At 62.6% G+C, this 18,921-nt stretch carries 16 protein-coding genes; 5 read left to right on the top strand and 11 right to left on the bottom strand.

Annotation, left to right across the window (positions count from 1 at the left end; genetic code table 11):
- Positions 1-155 precede the first annotated feature (155 nt).
- Both LMH93_RS10610 and katG read right to left on the bottom strand, forming a co-directional pair.
- Positions 156-1,367 (bottom strand): M24 family metallopeptidase, encoded by a 1,212-nt coding sequence (locus LMH93_RS10610; RefSeq protein ID WP_185279495.1) that lies wholly within the window; start codon positions 1,365-1,367, stop codon positions 156-158.
- A 160-nt stretch (positions 1,368-1,527) separates the two neighbouring features.
- Positions 1,528-3,783, bottom strand: coding sequence for a catalase/peroxidase HPI (katG, locus tag LMH93_RS10605; protein WP_060546046.1), 2,256 nt, complete (start codon positions 3,781-3,783; stop codon positions 1,528-1,530).
- 386 nt (positions 3,784-4,169) lie between these two features.
- Here katG and LMH93_RS10600 point away from each other — a divergent pair, with 386 nt between their 5' ends.
- On the top strand, positions 4,170-5,075 hold the full coding sequence (locus LMH93_RS10600; protein WP_019751087.1) for a LysR family transcriptional regulator: 906 nt from the start codon (positions 4,170-4,172) through the stop codon (positions 5,073-5,075).
- 59 nt (positions 5,076-5,134) lie between these two features.
- Here the strand turns inward: LMH93_RS10600 and LMH93_RS10595 are convergent, their stop codons facing one another.
- Complete coding sequence (locus LMH93_RS10595) at positions 5,135-6,013, bottom strand: DMT family transporter (RefSeq protein ID WP_003256106.1); 879 nt, start codon at positions 6,011-6,013, stop codon at positions 5,135-5,137.
- Between the two features lie 244 nt (positions 6,014-6,257).
- Here LMH93_RS10595 and LMH93_RS10590 point away from each other — a divergent pair, with 244 nt between their 5' ends.
- Entirely contained in the window at positions 6,258-7,082 is an 825-nt protein-coding gene (locus tag LMH93_RS10590) for an aldo/keto reductase (RefSeq protein WP_003256107.1), read from the top strand.
- A 14-nt stretch (positions 7,083-7,096) separates the two neighbouring features.
- Here LMH93_RS10590 and LMH93_RS10585 read toward each other — a convergent pair whose 3' ends face one another.
- From LMH93_RS10585 to LMH93_RS10565, 5 genes are all read right to left on the bottom strand, one after another.
- Entirely contained in the window at positions 7,097-9,196 is a 2,100-nt protein-coding gene (locus tag LMH93_RS10585; RefSeq protein ID WP_004577501.1) for a putative bifunctional diguanylate cyclase/phosphodiesterase, read from the bottom strand.
- A gap of 160 nt (positions 9,197-9,356) precedes the next feature.
- Positions 9,357-9,851, bottom strand: coding sequence for a GNAT family N-acetyltransferase (locus LMH93_RS10580; protein ID WP_003256109.1), 495 nt, complete (start codon positions 9,849-9,851; stop codon positions 9,357-9,359).
- A gap of 117 nt (positions 9,852-9,968) precedes the next feature.
- Positions 9,969-10,904 (bottom strand): catechol 1,2-dioxygenase, encoded by a 936-nt coding sequence (gene catA / locus LMH93_RS10575; RefSeq protein WP_003256110.1) that lies wholly within the window; start codon positions 10,902-10,904, stop codon positions 9,969-9,971.
- Between the two features lie 43 nt (positions 10,905-10,947).
- Positions 10,948-11,238 carry a muconolactone Delta-isomerase gene (catC, locus tag LMH93_RS10570; protein WP_003256111.1) on the bottom strand — a complete coding sequence of 97 codons (291 nt, stop codon included), beginning with the start codon at positions 11,236-11,238 and terminating at the stop codon, positions 10,948-10,950.
- A gap of 17 nt (positions 11,239-11,255) precedes the next feature.
- Positions 11,256-12,377, bottom strand: coding sequence for a muconate cycloisomerase family protein (locus LMH93_RS10565; protein ID WP_003256112.1), 1,122 nt, complete (start codon positions 12,375-12,377; stop codon positions 11,256-11,258).
- A gap of 135 nt (positions 12,378-12,512) precedes the next feature.
- Between LMH93_RS10565 and catR the strand changes: the two genes are divergently transcribed.
- The 3 genes from catR to LMH93_RS10550 all read left to right on the top strand — a co-directional run bounded on the left by catR (position 12,513) and on the right by LMH93_RS10550 (position 15,698).
- Complete coding sequence (gene catR, locus LMH93_RS10560) at positions 12,513-13,385, top strand: HTH-type transcriptional regulator CatR (RefSeq protein ID WP_185279496.1); 873 nt, start codon at positions 12,513-12,515, stop codon at positions 13,383-13,385.
- 245 nt (positions 13,386-13,630) lie between these two features.
- The gene (locus LMH93_RS10555; RefSeq protein ID WP_012051983.1) at positions 13,631-14,398 is read left to right on the top strand and encodes an SDR family NAD(P)-dependent oxidoreductase; all 768 of its coding nucleotides are present in this window, start codon (positions 13,631-13,633) and stop codon (positions 14,396-14,398) included.
- A 28-nt stretch (positions 14,399-14,426) separates the two neighbouring features.
- Complete coding sequence (locus LMH93_RS10550) at positions 14,427-15,698, top strand: D-arabinono-1,4-lactone oxidase (protein ID WP_017148266.1); 1,272 nt, start codon at positions 14,427-14,429, stop codon at positions 15,696-15,698.
- A gap of 46 nt (positions 15,699-15,744) precedes the next feature.
- Here the strand turns inward: LMH93_RS10550 and LMH93_RS10545 are convergent, their stop codons facing one another.
- The 3 genes from LMH93_RS10545 to LMH93_RS10535 all read right to left on the bottom strand — a co-directional run bounded on the left by LMH93_RS10545 (position 15,745) and on the right by LMH93_RS10535 (position 18,892).
- On the bottom strand, positions 15,745-16,542 hold the full coding sequence (locus LMH93_RS10545) for a helix-turn-helix domain-containing protein (protein WP_108190640.1): 798 nt from the start codon (positions 16,540-16,542) through the stop codon (positions 15,745-15,747).
- 115 nt (positions 16,543-16,657) lie between these two features.
- On the bottom strand, positions 16,658-17,890 hold the full coding sequence (gene eutH, locus LMH93_RS10540) for an ethanolamine utilization protein EutH (RefSeq protein WP_103444252.1): 1,233 nt from the start codon (positions 17,888-17,890) through the stop codon (positions 16,658-16,660).
- A 153-nt stretch (positions 17,891-18,043) separates the two neighbouring features.
- Complete coding sequence (locus LMH93_RS10535; protein WP_064493063.1) at positions 18,044-18,892, bottom strand: helix-turn-helix transcriptional regulator; 849 nt, start codon at positions 18,890-18,892, stop codon at positions 18,044-18,046.
- Between the last annotated feature and the right edge of the window lie 29 nt (positions 18,893-18,921).

The raw sequence follows: 18,921 nt of genomic DNA, 5'->3' as shown, positions 1-18,921 counted from the left end.
ACCCTCTGGTTCTTTTAATTGGAGGCAGGGTCTGGTGGTCATACGGGGATCTTGTTGTTGTCTGGGCCAGCCTTTTCGCGGGAAAACCCGCGCCTACGACAACGGTGAAATCCCCGTAGGAGCGGGCTTGCCCGCGAAGCAGCCGACGCCGATGCTTATTTGCGAATGATGTTGTGCTCCGGCCCATACGGGAACCTGGTGATGTTCTCGGCGCCGCTGTCGTTGACGATCAGGATGTCATGCTCGCGATAACCGCCCGCCCCCGGCCGCCCTTCAGGCAGCATGATCATCGGCTCGATCGACACCACCATGCCCGGTTCCAGCACGGTATCGATGTCCTCGCGCAGCTCCAGCCCCGCCTCGCGGCCGTAGTAATGGCTGAGCGTGCCGAACGAATGGCCATACCCGAAGGTGCGGTACTGCAGCAGGTCGTGGCGCAGGAAGATCTCGTTCAGTTCGCGGGCGATATCGCTGCAGCGCATGCCCGGGCGCACCAGTTTCAGCCCGGCTTCGTGCACTTCGACGTTGGCCTGCCACAGGCGCAGGTACTCGTCCGGGCAGTGGTCAAGGAACAGGGTGCGCTCCAGCGCGGTGTAGTAGCCGGCGATCATGGGGAAACAGTTGAGGCTGAGGATCTCGCCCTTGCCCACACGACGGCTGGTGACCGGATTGTGTGCGCCATCGGTGTTGAGCCCGGACTGGAACCAGGTCCAGGTGTCCATCAGCTCGGCGTCGGGGAAGCGTTTGGCAATTTCGCGCACCATCGCCTGGGTGGCATGCAGTGCCACCTCGTACTCGGGCACCTGCTCACGCAGGGCCTCGACCACTGCCGCCCCGCCGATGTCGGCCACCTGTGCACCGTGACGGATAAGTGCCTGCTCATCGGCCGACTTGATCATGCGCATACGCATGCACGGCGCAGCGATGTCCACCAGCTCGGCCTTGGGGTAGCAGGCGGCGAGTTTGCCGTGGTTCTGCAGGTTCAGGTGGTCGTACTCCACGCCGATGCGCGAGGCCAGCGGCAACGCCTGCTGGATGGCGACGAAATAGTTGTCGCGCTGCCAGTCGGTGTAGACAATGTTGTCAGTGCCGACCGTGCGCCGCCAGGGTTGCCCGCCGTCGATGTTGGCACTGATCGAGACCACCTTGTCCTGGGTGATCACCAGCGCATAGGGGCGGCCGAACGAGCAGTAGAGGAAATCGCTGTAGTAGTTGACGTTGTGGTACGAGGTGAAGATTGCCGCCTCGATGTCCTGCTCGGCCATATAGGCCCGCAGCCGGGCGTGGCGAGCAGCGTATTCCTGAGCGGAGAAGGTTGGCTGCACCTTGTCGCCATTGCGGATTTTCAGGGTCTTGGGCATTTGCATGGTCGGGGTTCCTTGTCGTTGTGAGCACGCTGTTCAGGCCGGCCGCCTGAGAAGCATTGCAACAGAACCGACGAGGACACTTTTGTATCTATCCGACCTGGAATTGGCGGGATAACCACTGGCCAAGGGGACGCTGAGCGCGCCCCCCCGCCAGGCAACGCTATTTCAAATCAAAGCGGTCCAGCTCCATGACCTTCTGCCAGGCGGCCACAAAGTCGCGGACAAACTTGTCACCCCCATCACTGCTGCCATACACCTCACTCAACGCCCGCAACTGGGCATGCGAACCGAACACCAGATCGACCCGGCTACCGCTCCACTTCACCTGCCCGGTCTTGCGGTCGCGGCCTTCGAAGGTTTCGTTGTCCGCCGAGGTCGGTTTCCACTCCACGCTCATATCCAGCAAGTTGCGGAAGAAGTCGTTGCTCAGCGTCCCCGGCTTGTCGGTGAACACGCCGAGGTTGCTGCCACCATGGTTGGCACCGAGCACCCGCAGGCCACCGATCAGCACGGTCAGTTCCGGCGCGGTCAGGGTCAGCAACTGCGCCTTGTCCAGCAACAGTTTCTCGGCCTTGACGCTGTAGCGTGCCTTGGTGAAGTTGCGGAAGCCATCGGCCAGCGGTTCCAGCACGGCGAACGACTCGACGTCGGTCTGCTCCTGGGACGCATCGACTCGGCCCGGGCGGAACCCTACGCTGCCGCTGTAACCCGCATCCTTGGCAGCTTTTTCGACTGCCGCGGTACCGGCCAGCACGATCAGGTCGGCCAGGGAAACCTTTTTGCCGCCGTTGTTGAACTCGCCCCGGATCTTCTCCAATGCCGCCAGCACCTTGTCCACGCCCTGGTTTGCAGCCCAGTCCTTCTGTGGCGCCAAGCGCAAACGTGCGCCGTTGGCACCACCGCGCTTGTCGGAGCCGCGGAAGGTCGACGCGGATGCCCAGGCGGTGGAGACCAGTTCGCCCACGCTCAAACCGGAGGCCAGGATCCTGGCCTTGAGGGCCGCGATGTCTTGCTCGCTGATCGTGGATGGGTCAGCTTTGGGCAACGGGTCTTGCCACAGCAACTCTTCATTGGGCATTTCCGGGCCCAGGTAGCGCGCCAGCGGGCCCATGTCGCGGTGGATCAGCTTGTACCATGCACGGGCAAAAGCATCCGCCAGTTGCTCAGGGTTGTCTTTGAAGCGGCGAGCGATTGGCTCGTAAATGGGGTCGAAACGCAATGCCAGGTCGGAGGTCAACATAGACGGTGCGTGCTTTTTACCGGGATCGTGTGCATCGGGCACCGTGCCTGCGCCTTTGCCGTCTTTCGGCCGCCACTGGTGCGCGCCGGCCGGGCTTTTGGTCAGCTCCCACTCAAAGTCGAACAGGTTATTCAGGTACTCGTTGCCCCACCGGGTCGGGGTGGAGGTCCAGGTCACTTCCAGGCCGCTGGTGATGGTATCCCCGCCTTTGCCGGAGCCAAACGTGTTGTGCCAGCCCAGGCCCTGCATCTCCAGGCCTGCCGCTTCCGGCTCGGGGCCGACGTTGTCGGCGGGGCCGGCACCATGGGTCTTGCCGAACGCGTGGCCACCGGCGATCAAGGCCACGGTTTCTTCATCGTTCATGGCCATGCGGCCAAAGGTTTCACGGATGTCCTTGCCCGAGGCCACGGGGTCGGGGTTACCTTCCGGGCCTTCCGGGTTCACGTAGATCAGGCCCATCTGCACGGCGGCCAGCGGGTTTTCCAGGTTACGTTCGGCCGACAGGTCGCGATTCTGCTCTTCACCATGCTTGGCCGGCTCGGCCACCAGGTCACCCTGCCCCGGCGGCTGCGCCTTGACCTGATCCTTGCCGTAACGGGTATCGCCGCCCAACCAGACCTTTTCCGACCCCCAGTACACGTCTTCGTCCGGCTCCCACACATCGGCACGCCCGCCGGAGAAGCCGAAGGTCTTGAAGCCCATGGATTCGAGGGCAACATTACCGGTGAGTACGATCAGGTCGGCCCAGGAAATCTTGTTGCCGTACTTCTGCTTGATCGGCCACAGCAGGCGCCGGGCCTTGTCCAGGCTGACGTTGTCCGGCCAGCTGTTGAGCGGGGCGAAGCGTTGCTGGCCAGAGCCCGCACCACCGCGGCCATCACCAATGCGGTAGGTGCCCGCGCTGTGCCAGGCCATGCGGATGAACAGCGGGCCGTAGTGGCCAAAGTCGGCCGGCCACCAATCCTGCGAGTCGGTCATCAGGGCAGTCAGGTCTTTCTTCAGGGCCTGGAAGTCGAGGCTCTTGAACGCCTTGGCATAGTCGAAGTCCGGGTCGGGGCTGGACTTGGAGGAATGCTGGTGAAGAATTCTCAGGTTGAGCTGGTCAGGCCACCAGTCACGGTTGGTGGTGCCGCCACCTGCGGTTTGATGGAACGGGCATTTCGATTCGTTCGACATCTGCGGGTACCTTTGGGTCGGTTATCCAGATTTCCGGTCTATGCCAGTGTTCTTTCAGCCGAGCGGGTGGGCTCGTACTACCCCTCATCAGGTGTACACGGGGCTTGCGAAGCTGTCACGGCGGGGGGGCACGGTCTTGCACGCAGGTGCTGACGCGCTGCCCTGTCGCGGAATTCGCGGGGCCACGAGAAAGACTAGCCGAGCTTGGGCAGAGTTCTAATAGAGTGGCTGTTGGGGCCTGATAGGCTGGCTCTGTCAGGCGCAGGCCTGTATCGGCCTCATCGCGGTCAAGCCCGCGATGAGGCCGGCACATCCATACAAGGCACAGGGCCCTGCACCATGCTTCAATACAAAGCCATACCCTTTGCCCAGGACGCCGAGCCCTCATGAACCGCAACGACCTGCGCCACGTCGACATGAACCTGCTGGTGCTGTTCGAAGCCCTGATGATCGAGCGCAACCTGACCCGCGTGGGTGAAAAGCTGTTTATCACCCAATCCACCGTCAGCGCCGCCCTCGCCCGCCTGCGCGAGCTGTTCGACGACCCGCTGCTGATCCGCAGCGGCCGGGCCATGGAACCCACCCCACGGGCCATGCAGATCTTTGCCGAACTGGGCCCGGCCATGGACGTGATTTCCGCCGCCATCAGCCGCGCCCGCCAGTTCGACCCGGCCAACAGCTGCAACGTGTTCCGCCTGGGCCTTTCTGACGATGCCGAGTTCGGCCTGTTTCCGGCCCTGCTGCAGGCCCTGCGTGAAGAAGCCCCCGCCATTAGCGTGGTAGTGCGGCGGGCCAATTTCCTGCTGATGCCGGGCCTGCTGGCCAGCGGCGAGATCTCGGTAGGTGTGAGCTATACCACCGACCTGCCGGCCACCGCCAAACGCCGCAAGCTGCGCGGCATCGGTGTACGGGTGCTGCGCGCCGACGACCGCCCGGGGCTGCTGACCCTCGACGAATACTGCGCCCGCCCGCATGTGATGGTGTCGTTTTCCGGTGACATGAGCGGCAATATCGACCTCGACCTGGCACGCATCGGTCGCTGCCGCAAGGTGGTGCTGGCGGTGCCGCAGTTCGGTAGCCTGCGCGCCCTGCTGCGCAACACCGAGCTGATCGCCACGGTGCCGGACTATGCCGCTTGTGCCCTCGCCGACGACGGCAGCCTGCGCGCCGACCCGGCGCCGTTCGACATCACCGAGGCCGAGCTGTCGATGGTCTGGAGCGGCGCCCAGGACAACGACCCCGCCGAGCGCTGGCTGCGCGACCGCATCCTGCAGTTCATGGCCACGCCGTGATGCCCTCTTCGCAGCACAACGCTGTTGCTACCGGCCGTAAAGCCTGAAGTACGCAACTGCTATTTGCTGCGCTGCATCCACGCTGCGCCAAGCCCACTGAGGCAGATCACCAAAATCCCCACCAGGCTCAGGGTATCCGGCACCTGGCTGTACACCACGAAGCCAAGCAACCCGGCAAACACGATCTGGCAATAGCTGAACGGCGCCAGCAACGCCGGCGCCGCATGGCGGAAGGCCTGGGTCAGCAGCAGGTGCGCAGTCATGCCAAAGCCCCCCAGTGCCAGCATCAACAGGGCATGGTCCCAGCGCGGCACTTCCCAGAAGAACGGCACCAGCGCACTCATTGCCAAGGTGTTGCACAGCCCCGCGTAGAAGTTGCTGGTGGTCGGGCTGTCATGCGCCGCCAGAATCCGCGTCAGCAACTGATAGAAGCAGAAGCCCAACGCCGAACCGAACGGATACAGAATGGCCGGGGTAAACATCGCCCCACCCGGGTGCACCACCACCAGCACGCCGATAAAGCCCATGACCACCGCCACCCACTGCCCCACTGTCACTCGCTCTTTGAGCAGCGGCGCCGACAGCGCGGTGACCAGCACCGGGGCAAGGAAGTTGACGGCCGTGGCCTCGGCCAGTGGCAGGTATTGCAAACCGGTCGTGAACAGCAGGCTGGTGCTCAGCAGGCTCAGGGCCCGCAAGGTCTGCAGTACCGGCCGGCGTGTGCGCAATACATTGAGCCCAGACTTGGGCAGGAAGATACCGGCCATCAGCAACGTGTGCACCACATAACGCGCCCACACCACCATGACTATCGGGTACAGGCCACCCAGGAATTTGGACAAGGCATCGTGGCTGGCAAACAGGAACGTCGCCACCACCACCAAAGCGATGCCGCGCAGGGGTTGGTTGACGCCGGACAGCGGTGTGCTGGAACTCATGGCTCTCTCGATGACGGCGCGGCAACATGCCCCGCCCAAGGAAGGCCGCGCAGGCATTGCCTGGCGGATGTGACAGCTGGGATTCTAGAAGAGATGCCGCAGCATAAGGAAGTTCATTTGCCGCTTGACCCGGTCAAGTGCAATTTGTGTTCGCTGATCGACCACTTTCCACCTTGTCTGCATGGCCCGTGCACGGTTGATCGCCGACCATCGACCGACCCTGCACACCCTACAAGGAATTTACATGCAAAGGCTCAGCACCCGCACCGGCCTGGACCTGCCCGCCATCGGCCTGGGCACCTGGCCAATGACCGGCAGTGAATGCACCCAGGCCGTGCGCCAGGCACTGGACGTGGGTTACCGGCACATCGACACTGCCACCGCCTACGAAAACGAAGCAGCCGTTGGCCAGGCGCTGCGCGACAGCGACGTGCCACGCGAGCAGATCCACCTGACCACCAAGGTCTGGTGGGACCGCCTGGAGCCCAACGCCATGCGTCAGTCGCTGGAAGACAGCCTGCGCGCGCTGGGTACCGAACAGGTCGACCTGTTCCACATCCACTGGCCAGGCAAAGACTGGGACCTGGCCCGCAGCATCGACACCTTGGTAGCCCTGCGTGACGAAGGCAAGGCGCGCCATATTGGGGTGGCCAACTTCCCGTTGGGGTTACTGCGCCAGGTGGTGGAAACCCTGGGCGCGCCGTTGTCGGCGATCCAGGTGGAATACCATGTTCTGCTCAGCCAGCAACCGCTACTCGACTTCGCTCGCAGCCATGACCTGTTGCTCACCGCCTACACCCCGCTGGCACGCGGCCAGGCAGCGGCGCAGCCAGTGATCCAGGCGATTGCCCGCAAGCATGGCGTACTGCCCAGCCAGGTCGCGCTGAAATGGCTGCTGGACCAGGACGGCGTGGCGGCGATCCCCAAAGCCAGCAGCCGCGAAAACCAGCTGGCCAACCTGGCCGCGTTGACCGTGCAGCTGGATGACGAAGACCGCGCAGCCATTGCCGGGCTGCCGAAAGACCAGCGCGTGGTTAGCCCGCCGTTTGCGCCGGACTGGAACAGCTGAGGCCGCCGCGCAAGTCATTGTTCTTGCGTGATGACCTGCTTCAACCGCTCGCTCGCCGGTGCCGGCCGCCCATAAAAGTAGCCCTGGAAGTGCGAACAGCCTTCCGCCGCGAGCCGGCGCATCTGCTCCTCCGACTCCACGCCTTCGGCCGTGGTCTTGATCATCAGGCTGTTGGACAGCTCGGTAATGGCGCGAATGATCGACATGGCCTCGCGGCTGTCGCACATGTCATGCACGAACGACTTGTCGATCTTGATCCGGTCGAACGGGAACGAACGCAGGTAGCCCAACGATGAGTAGCCGGTACCAAAGTCATCCAGTGAAATGGACACGCCCAGGTCTTTCAGCGCGCGCAAGGTGCGCACGTTTTCCTCGCTGTTGCCCAGCAGTACCGACTCGGTAATTTCCAGCTCCAGCCGCTGCGGCGGCAGGCCCGAGTCGGCCAGCGCGAGGGCGACGGTATGCACCAGATCGCCGTTCTTGAACTGCACCGCCGACAGGTTGACCGACACCGTCTGCTCACTCTCCCAACTGGCCGCCTCCTGGCAGGCCAGATTCAGCGCACGGTTGCCCAACTCGTGGATCAACCCGGTTTCTTCGGCAATGGGGATGAAGTCCATCGGCATGACCATGCCACGGGTCGGGTGTTCCCAGCGCAGCAGCGCCTCATAACCGGTAACGCTGCTGGTCTGATGATCGACTACCGGCTGGTAGTGCAACTGCAACTGCCCCAGGTGCAGCGCTGTGCGCAGGTCGGTTTCCACCAGGCGGCGCTGACGGGCGGCAACGTCCAGTTCGACATCAAAGCATTCATAACGATTACGGCCGTTACGCTTGGCTTGGTACAGGGCCATGTCGGCGTAACCCAACAGTTGCTCTGCCTGGTCATTGTCATCAGGCGCGATGGCGATGCCGATGCTCACCCCCACCACGAACTGATGCCCTTCGATCTGGAATGGCGGGCTGATGGCCTTGATCAGGCGCTGCGCGGTATTACACGCGGCATCCCGCCCCTCCAGGCCCGTCAGCACCACGGCAAACTCGTCGCCACCCAGGCGGGCCAAGGTGTCGTGCTCACGCAGTTCGCGGCGCAGACGCTTGCCCAACTCGCGTAGCAACTTGTCACCAAACGCATGGCCAAGGGAGTCGTTGATGTTCTTGAAGTTGTCCAGGTCCAGGCACAGGGCAGCCGTCAGCTTGGCGTTTTCGCTGCCGCGCAACAGGGCCTGGCGCAGCCGTTCGTGGAACAGCGTACGGTTGGGCAGCCCGGTGAGCGCGTCATGGTGCGCCATGTGATGGATCTGCGCATGGGCGGCCAGCTCTTCGGTGGCGTCTTCAGCCACGAACAACACGTAATCGGCCTGCCCCTCGCGGCTCTGGCTGAGCAGGGTACGGCTGCGCAGGGTGCGAGGGCCACGGGCGGTCTCGACGCGCGTTTCGGCGGCGTGTCCCTTGGTGCTGCGGGCACCCCGCACGAATTGCTGCTCCAGGTAGTCACCGGCAGCCGGCGCCAGGCATTCCTTGGGCAACTGGCCGATCATGCTGCGCTGCGGCCCGCCGAACAGGCGTTCGGCCTGCTGGTTGGCCAACAGGATGCGCTGGCTTTCCAGGTCCTGGACGATGACGCTCGCGGGAATGTTGGCAATCACCGAGTCGAGAAACTGCGAAAGCTTGGCCATTTCCTGGCTGTACTGCTCGGCCAGCTCTTTGGCCTGCAGCAGTTCGAGCTCCTGGCGGTGGCGTTCGGAAATGTCGCGGGTGACCTTGGCGTAACCCACCAGTTGCCCGGCATCGTCGTACACCGCTTCGATGACCACATGGGCGTGGAAGACCGTCCCGTCCTTGCGCAGGCGTGCGCCCGTTTCTTCAAAGCGTCCGGTGCTGCGCGCCTGCTCCAGGTTTAACGCCGGCAACCCGGCTACGCGCTCGGCATCGGTGTAGAACAACGAGTAATGCTGGCCGACGATTTCCTCGGCACGGTACCCCTTGGCGCGCTGGGCGCCGGGGTTCCAGTTGGCGACGATACCTTCAGGGGTGAGCAGGTAGATGGCATAATCCACCACGCTCTGGATCAACAGCCGGTACATGATGTCGGGGTTTGCTGCGAGCGACATGAACTTTACCTGAACCTTCGAAGCGCATGAAAAGGGACCCCGGCAAGCGGCGGCCGGGTCTTGGAAAGCGATGGTGGCATTATGCCGCTCGTGAGCATTTTGTGAAGCACATCACAAAAATGGCACTATCCCTTATCCGCACCAACGAAAAGGCGCCCCCTCAATGGCGGGTGCCGGTCACCAGGAAATTAAGCAAGTCCGGCTCATCCCCCAAGGCGATAGCCTGCGCCGGCCGCGGCAGGCTCGCCAGCACGGCATTGCAGAAAGCCACGGCGGGCAGATCCTGTGCGTAGCAACGCAGCAGCCAGTCTCCCTCGCCACTCAGCAACTGCAACGCCACCGCTTGGCCGATGCCCTGGCGACGGTACTTCTTCAAAATAAACAGGTCGGCAAGTTCCTGCGCATCGATGCCAGGCAGTTCGCTGCGCTCGACCAGGACGAAGCCGGCGATGAATCCGTCCACCAGCACCAGATACGCGCCCCAGCCGTCGTCCTGCCAGTAACGTTGCAGGTGCTCCTCGTGGATGTAGAAACGGCCATCCGCCTCGACGTCTTCCTGCTCCCAGTCGGAGGACTCGTAGCAATAGAACTGGTAGAGATTGCGGATCAGCGAAGCCTGGTCGAGGGTGGTTGGCAGCAGCGCGATGGGGAGCATGGTGTGGGAGGCCTGAACAAAAAGACGATTCTAGATCACCCGCCCCTGGCGACAAAAAGCCCGGGACCTCCCCGCACGGAAAGCCCCAGGCAAAATCACAGTGACACAACCTTGAACTCAGCCCTCCTGCAACGCCCGCGGCCGATGGCTTCGCGCCTCGGCGTCAGGCGACTTGGCACCCTGTAAGCGGAAGTCGAATGACAACTCGGCAAAGCGCTCTGCTTGCACGCCGCGGTCGCGCGCCGCCGCCGCATCCTCGACAAAACGCAGTTCGCCGATCAGCCCGTCACGGGTGGCATAGGCAAAGTCGTCCCACAGGTACTTGTCGCCCGCAAAGTTGATCTGCGTGGTCAGGTGGCGGTGCCCCGGTGCCGAGATGAAGAAGTGCACGTGCGCCGGGCGCTGGCCATGGCGGCCGAGCAGGTCCAGGCATTCCTGGGTTGGCCCCTGCGGGTCGCAGCCATACCCCGACGGTACGATCGAGCGCGCGCGATAACGGCCCTCGGCATCGGTAATGATACGCCGACGCAGGTTGAACTCGGACTGTGTCGAATCGAAGTACGAATAGGTGCCCTGGGTGTTGGCGTGCCACAGGTCGACGGTGGCACCGGCCAACGGTTTGCCGTCGGCATCGAACACCTGGCCCTGAAGGAACATCACCACGCCTGGGTCAGTGCCGTCGTCCATGCGCACTTCGCCCTCTGCCAGTGGCGCCCCGGCAACGTACAACGGGCCTTCGATGGTGCGCGGGGTGCCGCCGCCAAGGCCGGCTTCGGCATCCTTGGCATCCTGCAGCAGGTCGAGGAAGTGCTCGATGCCCAGGCCAGCAGCCAGCAGGCCTGCCTCGTTACGGCCGCCCAGGCGGTTGAGGTAGTCCACGGCGTGCCAGAACTCGTCCTCGGTGATGTCCAGGTCTTCGACCAGGCGAGCGGTGTCTTGCAGCACACGCAGAATGATCTGCTTGAAGCGCGGGTTTCCTTCGGCATGGTCCAGGCCAGCCACCCGGTTGAAGAAGGCTTGAATGTCGGCAGTGTGGGAAATTTTCACGGTCATCGTGCTTACCTCGTATTGTTCTTGTCAGGCATACAGGTGCGAATCAGCGATCGTCGCTGTGAATAGACGAGGGATGCCGACACAGGCCGTCGACCTCGATGTCCATGTACGGGAACAGCGGCAGCTGCATCAGCGTGTCATGCAACGCCTCGACGCTGGGCACATCGAACACGCTGTAGTTGGCGTAATGCCCGGCAATGCGCCACAGGTGGCGCCAGGTGCCTTCGCGCTGCAGGCGCTGGGCCAGTTCCTTTTCATCGGCCTTGAGCTGGGCGGCCTTGGCCGGGTCCATGTCGACCGGCAGCTTCACGGTCATCTTCACGTGGAACAACATGGTTATCTCCTTGCTTGTCAGCGACGAGCGAAGCGCGCCAGGCGCTGTTCGTCCAACGTCAGGCCCAGGCCTGGGGTATGGGGGATGTGCAGCTGGAAGTCGCGGTATTGCGGCGGCTCGTTGACGATCTCCTCGGTCAGCAGCAGCGGCCCGAACAGCTCTGTACCCCAGGTGAGCTGGCGCAGGGTGAGGAATGCATGGGCCGAAGCCAGGGTGCCGATCGAACCTTCGAGCATGGTGCCGCCGTACAAGGCAATGCCAGCGGCCTCGGCGATCTGTGCAGTGCGCAGCACCGCGCGCGGGCCACCATTCTTGGCGATTTTCAGGGCGAAGATGCTGGCGGCGCCGTCGGCGGCCAGGCTGAAGGCGTCCTCGACGCTTTCGATCGACTCATCGGCCATGATAGGTGCCGGGCTGCGCTGGTTCAGGCGCACCTGGCCACCGCGGTTGATGCGCGAAATCGGCTGCTCGATCAGGTCGATGCCATTGTCGCCCAATACCTGGCAGGCGCGGAGGGCCTGGGACTCGTCCCAGTACTGGTTGACGTCGACCCGCACGCTGGCGCTGTCACCCAGCTCGCGCTTGATCGCGACCACGTGCTTGAGGTCCTGGGCCACCGGGTTGGCGCCGATTTTCAGCTTGAACACCCGGTGCCGGCGAATGTCCAGCATGTGCTGGGCTTCGGCGATGTCGCGGGCGGTGTCGCCGCTGGCCAGGGTCCAGGCCACCTCCAGGCTGTCCCGTACGCGGCCACCCAGCAGTTCGCTGACCGGCAGGCCCAGGCGTTTGCCCTGGGCGTCGAGCAAGGCGCTTTCGATGCCGGACTTGGCGAAGGTGTTGCCCTTGGCCAGCTTGTCCAGCTTGAGCATGGCGGCATTGATGTTATCTGCCGGCAGGCCGATCAGCGCCGGGGCGAGGTACGCGTCGATGTTGGCCTTGATGCCTTCGGGGCTTTCGTAGCCATACGCCAGGCCACCGATGGTGGTGGCTTCACCGATGCCTTCCACGCCATCACTGCAGCGCAGTCGCAATACCACCAGGGTCTGCTGCTGCATGGTGTGCATCGCCAGCTTGTGCGGGCGAATGGTCGGGAGATCGACGATAATTGCATCTATGTGTTCAATCAGCGCGCTTGTCATTGTTGCCAGGTCCCGTCAGGTCGGGCTTACAGTCGTGAGCCCGAGTGATGCGTTTACTTGATTGTTGAAGGATTGCGCGAGACCCTGACGACCGTCCAATATCAAATGAATCTCCCACCATACCCTGGAGGTCTGATGGAGCTGCGCCACCTGCGTTACTTCAAAGTCTTGGCCGAGACCCTGAACTTCACCCGCGCCGCCGAGCTGCTGCACATCGCCCAGCCACCCCTGAGCCGGCAGATCAGCCAGCTGGAGGACCAGCTCGGCACCCTGCTGGTGGTGCGCGAACGTCCGCTGCGGCTGACCGAAGCCGGCCGCTTCTTCTACGAGCAGACCTGCACCGTGCTGCAGCAGTTGCAGAACATCAGCGACAACACCCGCCGCATCGGCCAGGGCCAGCGCCAGTGGCTGGGCATCGGTTTTGCGCCCTCTACCCTGTACACCGTGCTGCCGGAGCTGATCCGCGAACTTCGCCAGGACAGCGAGCTGGAACTGGGCCTGAACGAGATGACCACACTGCAACAGGTGGAGGCGCTGAAAAGCGGGCGTATCGACATTGGCTTCGGCCGCATTCGCATCGACGACCCGGTGATTCACCAGCAGGTGCTGTGCGAGGACCCGCTGGTGGCCGTGCTGCCCAAGGGCCACCCCCTGGCGGGCAGCCCGCTCAGTCTGGCCCAGCTGGCTGGCGAAGCGTTCATCCTCTACCCGGCCAATCCCCGGCCCAGCTATGCCGACCACGTGCTGGCGCTGTTCGCCCACCACGGCATGAGCATTCGTGTCAGCCAATGGGCCAACGAACTGCAGACCGCCATCGGCCTGGTAGCGGTTGGCGTCGGGGTGACCCTGGTGCCAGCATCGGTACAGCAGCAGCACCGTCCCGATATCGAGTATGTCGGCCTGCTTGATAGCGGCGCCGTCAGCCCCATCATCCTCAGCCGGCGCAAGGGTGATGTAAGCCCGATCGTGCAGCGGTGCCTGGCGTTGATCGAGCAACAGGCACTCTGAACACACCATGCACCTTGTGGGAGCGGACGCGCCGGCGAACACGGGCAAAGCCCGTGCCATGCACCGGTTCTCCTGCTTCGCGGGCAGGCCCCACAGGGACTCTATAGCCCTGCCCCATTGCCTATGCGTGCCCCGTATACCCATCGGTATATGGATGTTCCCGATGATCTGTTTCATGCTCCGGCACGCGAATCGCGAAACGCCCGGGCTCAAGACAGTCAATTAAAAATCATCGGGAGTCGAACATGGCTGGACGTCTTAACGGCAAGGTGGCGCTGATCACTGGCGGTGCGGGTGGCTGCGGGCTGGCCGCATCGGAGCTGTTCGCGGCAGAAGGGGCAAGGGTAGGCATTGTCGACCTGCCCGGCAGCAAGGGCGCCGAAGTTGCAAGGCGATTGCGTGATGCAGGTTACCAGGCCATCTTCGCCGCCGCCGATGTCTCGGACGCACAACAAGTGAAGGCCGCGGTGGCGGCCGTAGAAGAGGCCTTCGGCCACATCACCGTGCTGATGAACCACGCGGGCATCCTGTCGGCCATGCCCTTCCTGGAAACCAGTGAAGAAGAATGGGACCGGATCATGGCCGTGAACGTGAAGAGCATGTTCCTGGTCACCGGCGCGGTGTTGCCGGGCATGCTCGCGGCCGGCGGCGGCAGTATCGTCTGCACCTCATCCATCTCGGCAGTGGTGGGCACGCCGATGGAGGTGCTGTATTGCACCAGCAAGGGTGCCACCCATATGTTCGCCCGGGCTATCGCTGTGGAGTTTCGCGACCGAGGCATTCGCGCCAATGCCATCTGCCCGGGCTTCATCGCCACCGCCCACGGCCTGCGCGAGATCGATATGTTGCGCAAACATGGCGTGGACGTCAGCGAACAGGCCATCGCTGCCGCCCAGGGGCGCTTGTGCCAACCCTCGGAAGTCGCCAGCGCAGCCTTGTTCCTGGCCAGTGACGACGCCAGTTTCGTAAACGGTGCGCACCTGTTTGCCGACAATGGCTACACCGCCCTCTGATTACAAGAACAACCGGCAGGAGAACGATGTGAGCACCTCTTCCAACAACATGCATATCAACGAATTCGGCCTTGAACACGCGCACTGGCGCAACTGGGCCGGTAACCAGTCCTGCATCCGTACAGCACGCGGGGCACCAGCCAGCGAGGACGAACTGTGCTCAATGGTCAGCCAGGCCAGCAGCAATGGCATGAACGTGCGCGTGGCCGGCTCGGGGCATTCCTTCACCCCGGTGGCACTGACCAATGGCCTGCACCTGACCCTGGCCAACATGAGCGGCGTACGCCATATCGACCACGAGAGGAAGCGCGTCACCGCTGCCGCCGGCACCACCATCAATGCCTTGGGCAAGACATTGCGTGCCGCCGGGTTATCAATGGTCAACCAGGGCGACATCGACAGCCAGTCGATTGCAGGCGCATTGACTACCGGTACCCACGGCACCGGTCTGACCCTCGGCAACCTGGCCTCGTCGATTGTCGGCATGAAGCTGGTGCAACCCAATGGCGAAATACTCGTGGTCGACGAAAGCACCCCTGACCTGCTACAAGCGGGTCGAGTGTCGCTGGGCGTACTGGGCATTGTTTCCGAACTGACCTTGCAGGTGACCGACAGCTTCAACCTGCACGAGCGCATCTGGCGCGAAGACTTCGAAAGCGTGATGGAAAAGCACGACGAACTGGCACGCAAACACCGCCACTTCAGCTTCTTCTGGTGCCCCTACGAGCAAAGCCGGCATTGCTATTGCCTACCCGATACCGCCGCCACCTCTACAAGCGGGCGCACCACCGATGTCTGCGAAGTAAAGGTCATGGACATCACCGGCCACCCGATCTGGGAAAGCGAGTTCGAGAAAGTGGCCTACAGCTCGGATGTGTACCCGATCGAGTACCTGCCCAACTTTCACGAGCTGGAATACGCTGTGCCGTTGCGCCACAGCAAGGAAGCGTTGCGGGCCGTGCGCAAGCTGATGCTGGAGGACTTCCCCAAGGCCATCTACCCCATCGAGTACCGCTTTACTGCCGGTGACGGGGCGTGGATGAGCCCATTCTTCGAGCAGGACAGCGTGACCATTTCGGTGTCCGGCCAGCCGGGTACCGACTATTGGGACTATCTGCGGGCGGTGGATCAGATCCTGCGTTCCTATGGCGCCAGACCGCACTGGGGCAAGCTGCATTTCCTGACGGGGGAAGATGTGAGTGCAATATACCCGCGTGCCGAGGACTTCCGTAAGCTGCGCCGCCAGCTCGATCCGCAAGGGATCTACCTCAGCGAGCACCTGAGTCCGCTGTTCAGGTGACCTGTACCTGATACAGCAAGGGGCTGCTTTGCAGCCCCTTGCTGTATCAGGCCTTGGCCAAATAATCGATGAACAGGCGAAACAGTTCGGCGTTGGATGAAATTTCCAGGCGCTGATAGATGTTGTGCTTGTGCACCTTTACCGTCCCATCGGAAATATTCAGCTGCCGCGCAATCGACGCATTGCTGTGCCCCTGTAACAACAACTTGGCGATAAGGCGCTGGGTTTCAGTCAGTTGCCCTTGCAAGATCTCTACGAAGGCGTCCTCCAGCACCACCCCCTCTGGTGCTGCGCGCAGGATATCAGCGTAACGCAATCGACAGTGCTGACCAAAAACCGAAGCCAGCAGCGGCGACATTGCAGCCAACAGGTCCATTTCTCCTGCACCGAAATCCCCGCTGCCGTGGTTGCGCATCAGCGAATAGACGATCGCCAACCGGGGCCGAAGGGGAATGATGAAGCCCACCTCATCCACCGCCGTCCCATAGTCGGACGACACGCAGGGGTGGATGTCCTTGGAAATGGCAAACCCTGAAGAGAAGAAGCAGTCAGGTGCCAGTTCGCTCATGCGCCATAGCCCGGATGGGTGCTCGTTGACGCAAGCAACGTAGAACGGGTCAAGCAGGTAGCCGCCGCGCACGTAGGCGTTCAACGTACGCTCCGTGACCGTACGGTTGTACCCGTTATGCACCAGCAGTGCTGGTTGATTGAACTGGAACAGATAGGCGCAACTCATGTCGAACGTCAGCTTGCTGCGCAGCCACGCATCCAGCGCCGGTCCCAGCTGTTCGCTGCCGATCGCCTCGATCACCGCTGCCAACTCGTTTGCCTCATCTTTTGTCATTGCTCACCACACGCTCATGCACCGAAGGCCTGCATGACCTTACCGCCTTGATCGGTTAAAAACACAAAATCCGGAGCGCCCAGGACGCTCCGGATTATGCGCATGACGCTTTTGCTCAGGACGGCTCGGCCACCCCCTTGCAGACACCTGCGGCAGCGTCCTGACGCCCCAACTCCTGCGCCTTGGGCACCGCCAGCCAACTGGCCAGCAGCATGGCGATCAGGCCGCCACTGAGTTTGCCTATCATCAACGGCAGTATCAGCGAGGGCTGGAAGTTGGCGGAGAAGGCCATGTGGTCGCCAAAGGTGAACGCGGCGCACACAGAGAAAGCGATCACCAATACCTTGTCCTTGGGCGGCATTTCGCTGACCAAGCGAAACATGGCCAGGATATTCGCCGAGGCCGCCAATACCCCGGCCGCACCGACACCAGACATGCCAAAGCGCGAGGCAACCCGTTCGATTGGCCGCGCCAGGAAGCGCTTGAGCAAGTGCACCATGGGGAACGCCCCGCACAGCATCAGGCCGATGTAGCCAGCAATTTCCAAGGCGCGAAACTGATCATCGGCATCGGCGATGATCGGCGCAAAACCCCAGCTGCCGAACAGGTGGCTGAACAGGCCGGTGAAGTACTGCACGATGGACGCTACCAGCACCAGAACCACGGCGATGTACATGAACTGGCCGAGCTTGAGGAACAGGTACACCATCAGTGTGGGGAAGTAGCGCAATGCTGCTGCCAGGGCAATGCAAAACAGGATCAACGGCATCAGGTTGCGCAGCAGCATTGCCCAGGTGAAGTGCAGTGCCTGGGTAGCGGCGCCAGTGGTAGCGATGTCCGGACGCACGCTCAGGCCAAGCGCCTGCATGGTCATGGCAATGATCATGATGCTCAGCGGAATGGTCAGCAGCCCAGCCATGATCCCCAGTGCCATGTACTTGTGGTCGGCCTTGCGCAGCATGGCCAACCCGACCGGAATGACGAAGATGATGGTGGCGCCGCACTGAAAGCCGGTGATCAGGCCTAGGATCCAGCCTTCCTGGCTTTGCGCCAGCGCTTTGGCTAACTGGTAGCCGCCCATGTCCGAGGCGATGAAGATGGGACCGGCGATGCCAGGGTCGGCCCCGATGGCCTGGAACAGTGGCGCGATCACATGACTGATACCAGCTGAAATGTACGGGATCGCCGCCATGATGCCGGCTACCGGGATAAAGATGGGGCCGATGCTGTGCAGGCCGGCGATGAACTCCTGGCCCAGTTCGCCTTCGGGGTTGTAGATGGATGCCAGGGCACCCAGTACCGCGCACACCATGATGACGTAGATGACATAGGTGCCGATGCTTTCCATTTGCCGCCTCATTTTTAGAGTTTTGGGTTGGCAGGACTGAAATGTAACGGGGCATCGTTGTTGTTATGGCTTGAGCATGGCGCGCCCCGTCGAGGGTTAAGCTATGCGGCAAGGTGCAGGGCTGTCCATATACCGGGAGGTATAGAAAATTGATCACCGCGTTACGCTAAGGATTTCCAGCTGATCACCGCGTAACCAGTCGATGAACCGTGCAAACAACTCCGATTGCGAGTTGATCCCAAGCTTCATGTACAGGTTCTTGCGGTGCATGCGCACGGTCTCCGGCGAGATACCCAGCTCCTGCGCAGTAGATTTCACCGAGTGCCCGCGCAAGATCATGTGGGCCACTTCGCGCTCGCGGTCGGTCAGCACCTGGCAGCCAAAGCTGTCGAACGCTGCCTGCAGGCTGCTGCGCTCGGTTGATGCAGCGCCTGGTTCCAGGTTGTGCCGGGCATAGCGCCCCAGCAGTTCGCGCACCATCGGCTCCAACGCACGCAACAGGTCGACCTGCCCGGCATTCAGGCGCGTGCCGCTGCAGCCCTGGAACAGGCTCAGCGACAGCTTGCGGCCTGCGCTGAGGTCGACGATGTAGTAGCTGTCTTCACTGCAACCTGTACCCAGGTAATAAGCCTTGTAGTAGTCGCTGTCGAAGAAGTTGTCGGGGGCGATTTCCTGCAGGTGGTAGAAGCCTTCGGCCAGGCCGCTTTGCACGGCAAGGCAGAAAGGGTCCAGCAGGTAGCCGGCGCTGAAATAGCGCTCCAGCACGGCAGCCCGGTGCAGTTCAGGAATGCCTTGCTGGTACAGCAACTGCGGTGCCCGCCCCTGGCACTCAAGGCTGATCATCATCGACTCCACCTGCACCAACTGGCCGATGGCAGCGGCCACATACTCCAGCGCCTCGGGGGTTTCGCCATGGGCCAGGGCGCGCTGCAACGCCACGTGCCACTGCTGCAGCGCGCCCATTGTGAGGGTAAGCGGGGTATCGGGGGAGGCCTGGGTCATGCCCGGCAGTCTAGCCTGCCAGGCACGCC

Source organism: Pseudomonas sp. CIP-10, assembly GCF_020911845.1.
Lineage (GTDB): Bacteria > Pseudomonadota > Gammaproteobacteria > Pseudomonadales > Pseudomonadaceae > Aquipseudomonas > Aquipseudomonas alloputida.
This window is presented reverse-complemented; position numbering and strand designations above follow the sequence as displayed.